At 59.7% G+C, this 3,212-nt stretch carries 4 protein-coding genes; all 4 read left to right on the top strand.

Annotated features, from left to right (window positions below; translation table 11 throughout):
• The first annotated feature begins 33 nt into the window (after positions 1 to 33).
• Positions 34 to 576, top strand: coding sequence for a single-stranded DNA-binding protein (locus tag HMPREF1024_RS00325; protein WP_004194623.1), 543 nt, complete (start codon positions 34 to 36; stop codon positions 574 to 576).
• Positions 577 to 624: 48 nt separating this feature from the next.
• Positions 625 to 873 (top strand): DUF905 domain-containing protein, encoded by a 249-nt coding sequence (locus HMPREF1024_RS00330; protein ID WP_009310046.1) that lies wholly within the window; start codon positions 625 to 627, stop codon positions 871 to 873.
• 68 nt (positions 874 to 941) lie between these two features.
• A complete protein-coding gene (locus tag HMPREF1024_RS00335) occupies positions 942 to 2,942 on the top strand; it encodes a ParB/RepB/Spo0J family partition protein (protein WP_004194082.1) in 2,001 nt (666 codons plus the stop codon).
• A 43-nt stretch (positions 2,943 to 2,985) separates the two neighbouring features.
• On the top strand, positions 2,986 to 3,212 hold a 227-nt coding region (gene psiB / locus HMPREF1024_RS00340; RefSeq protein WP_009310045.1), incomplete at its 3' end, for a conjugation system SOS inhibitor PsiB.

Below are 3,212 nucleotides of genomic sequence, written 5' to 3'. Positions count from 1 at the left end.
AAAAGGCAAAACAACGGATTAAGGAGATTCATCATGGCAGCACGTGGCGTTAACAAAGTCATTCTGGTTGGACATCTGGGACAGGATCCGGAAGTGCGTTACATGCCCAACGGGGGCGCAGTGGCCAATCTGACGCTGGCCACGTCTGAAACATGGCGTGACAAGCAGACGGGAGAGATGCGCGAAAACACCGAGTGGCACCGTGTTGTCATGTTCGGCAAGCTCGCGGAAGTGGCGGGCGAATACCTGCGTAAAGGCGCACAGGTCTACATTGAGGGCCAGCTGCGCACCCGCAACTGGCAGGACGATGCCGGAGTCACGCGCTACGTCACCGAGGTGCTGGTCGGGCAGAACGGCACCCTGCAGATGCTCGGCGGCCGCCGTGAAGCCGGTGTGCCTGAGAGCGCCGCGCAGTCGCAGAGTCCTGCCACCCCGGCACAACCTGCTCAGGCCGCGACTAAATCCCCGAAAGCAAAGGGTGGTAAGAAAGGCCGTCAGGACGCCGCCCCGTCTCAGCAACCGCCTCAGCCACACCCGGATGATTTCCCACCAATGGATGATGAAGCGCCCTTTTAAACCACGATGAAGACGCCCCGTTCAGGCGGGGCAGAAAAGGAGAAACACATGGACCATAACGTTTTGTCCCCGCTTGAATCCCTGCCGGATGGCACGTTTACCCGCGAGCAGGCTCAGGTTGTCGCAGCGCAGTATCAGAATGTGGCGATTGAAGATGACCAGGGGACCCATTTTCGCCTTGTCGTCCGTCATCAGGATGACGGCAGCATGATCTGGAGCGTCTGGAATTTTGAACCGGGCGGCGAGGACATGATGAACCGCTACATCCGGGATTACGGAGTACGCAAAACGAAGTAAGCAGTAAGAGGTGCCGGGCAGATAGCGCTGCCCGGCAGACAGTAATCAATAACAGAGAGGTATCAATTATGTCAGTGACCGAGTCTAAAGCAAAAGCGCCGGTTAAAACCAGCAAAAAATCGGTGAACCCTGCCGAATCCGCCGCCCTGAAAGCCGCGCTTGAGACTGCTCAGGTTGAGATGGTGCCGCTGTCGGCGCTGGTCAAATCCCCGCTGAACGTTCGCACGATCCCCTATCCGGCTGACAGTGTCCGGGAGATGGCTGACTCCATCATGGCGGTCGGCCTGATCCAGAATCTGGTGGTTCACTCGCTGCCGGACGGTATGTCAGGGGTGGCTGCAGGTGGCCGCCGTCTTGCCGCCTTGCAACAGTTGCTCAGCGAGCAGCGCATCGATGCCGGGTATCTCGTTGTCGTCAAGCGTGTCAGTGACGACCTGGCGGTGGTCGCCTCGATGGTCGAGAACAACCAGCGGGTGGCCATGCATCCGGCAGAGCAAATCAGCGGGTTCCGCACCCTGTCAGAACAGGGGAAAACCCCGGCTCAAATCGGGGACCTGCTGGGCTACAGTGCCCGTCACGTTCAGCGGATGCTGAAGCTGGCAAACCTCGCCCCGGAATTGATCACCCTGCTGGCAGAGGACAAACTCGACGTGGAGCAGTGTCAGGCCCTGAGTCTGGAGAGCGACCCGGCACGTCAGGTGCAGGTGTATGACCAGGTGAAAACCTCATACGGCAGTACTCCCGCTCACCTGCTGAAGCGGGCCATCACGGATACGGAAATCGCCGTAACCCACTCCCGCTTTGTGTTTATCGGTCGTGAAGCGTATGAGGCCGCCGGGGGCGTGGTGCGTGAGGATCTGTTCAGCGCCCAGGAGGGAGACGGAACGGCGGACGGGGTACTGGTTGAGCGTCTGGTTCAGGAGAAGCTGGCGGCGGCTGCGCTGGCCATCGAACAACAGGAAGGCTGGTCATGGTCACTGGCTCGTGAGGGATCCGTCAGAAACTACGGCGATGACCGGGAGCATTATCTGGTGCTGCCGGCGCCGGAGGGGGAATTCAGCGCTGAGGAGCTGCAGCGTCTTGATGAACTGTATGCCACGCTGGAGGCAACGGAAACCTTTGAGGATGAAGCCGCGATTCAGGTGCTGATTGATGAGATTGAAAATGCGGCATCGGTTCGGGCGTGGACACCGGAGCAGAAAGCGGCCTGTGGCGTGGTGGTCAGTCTGTATGACGGTGAGCTTTGCGTCCAGCGTGGTGTCCAGAAGAAGATCCAGACGGCGGTCTCTGACGTCGGGGAACACGGTGGCGATCAGGCTGCCGTACATGTTGTCACCCGCAGTATCCCGGATGCGGCAGAGGGCATCAGCGTGCCGTTGCTGAAAAAAATGTCTTCAGAAAGGACTCTGGCGGTTCAGGCCGAACTGGTTAAGCAGCCACAGAAAGCCGTGGCCCTGATGGTCTGGCGGCTGTGCAGTTGCGTGTTTGGCTACTGCACCACCACCCGACATCCGTTTGTCCTGCGCCTTGAGGTGCATCACAGCGGCCTGACCAGTGAAGCCCCGACCGGAGAGGAAGGTCAGGCATGGCGGTATCTGATGCAGGAGAAAGCCCGTCTGGAAGCCCTGCTGCCGGAGGGGTGGGAGGATGATTTCACCACCTTCTTTACCCTCGACGGACAGACCCTGATGTCGCTGATGGCCTTCTGTACTGCCTGTTCCGTAGACGGTGTCCAGACCCGTGAATGTGGACATACCCGCCGCAGTGACCTCGATGGCGTGGAGGCGGCGCTGGGATTTCATCTGCGCGACTGGTGGCAGCCGACAGCGGATAACTTCCTCGGGCTGCTCAGCAAGGCCCAGATTGTGGCGGCGCTGAAGGAGGCCGGGCTGACCGGAGCCGCCTCGGATGCCGAAAAAATGAAGAAGGGTGATGCTGCCAGCCATGCTGAACAATGGCTCTCCGGCTCCCGCTGGGTACCGGGCTGGATGCAGTCCCCGGATGCCGCAAAGCCGGACGATGCACATGCTGCCCCGGACACTGACGAACCGACTTCACACGCTGCCTGATAACGGAGACGCCGTCCTGCGGGGCGGCGATAAGGAGACTGAAATGAAAACGTTACTGACTCTGGATGTCCTGAAAACCATGTCTTCTGATGAGCTGGAAGACTACCGCGCCGCCGGTGAAGACTTTCGCCGGGAGCTGAGTCACGCAGTCATGCGCGATCTGACCTCACCGTCCGGCTGGTCCGTGAATGCCGAATACCGGTGCGAATTTGGCGGCTTCTTTCCTGTCCAGACTCCGTTTTACCCCCCTCATGGTCACTTTGATGTGGC

It is taken from the genome of Klebsiella sp. 4_1_44FAA (assembly GCF_000238715.1).
GTDB lineage: Bacteria > Pseudomonadota > Gammaproteobacteria > Enterobacterales > Enterobacteriaceae > Klebsiella > Klebsiella pneumoniae.
This window is presented reverse-complemented; position numbering and strand designations above follow the sequence as displayed.

What these genes read in the sequence shown, in the direction of transcription:
- HMPREF1024_RS00325 (WP_004194623.1), top strand. Translation starts at nt 34, where the DNA reads ATGGCAGCACGTGGCGTTAACAAAGTCATTCTGGTTGGACATCTGGGA.
- HMPREF1024_RS00330 (WP_009310046.1), top strand. Translation starts at nt 625, where the DNA reads ATGGACCATAACGTTTTGTCCCCGCTTGAATCCCTGCCGGATGGCACG.
- HMPREF1024_RS00335 (WP_004194082.1), top strand. Translation starts at nt 942, where the DNA reads ATGTCAGTGACCGAGTCTAAAGCAAAAGCGCCGGTTAAAACCAGCAAA.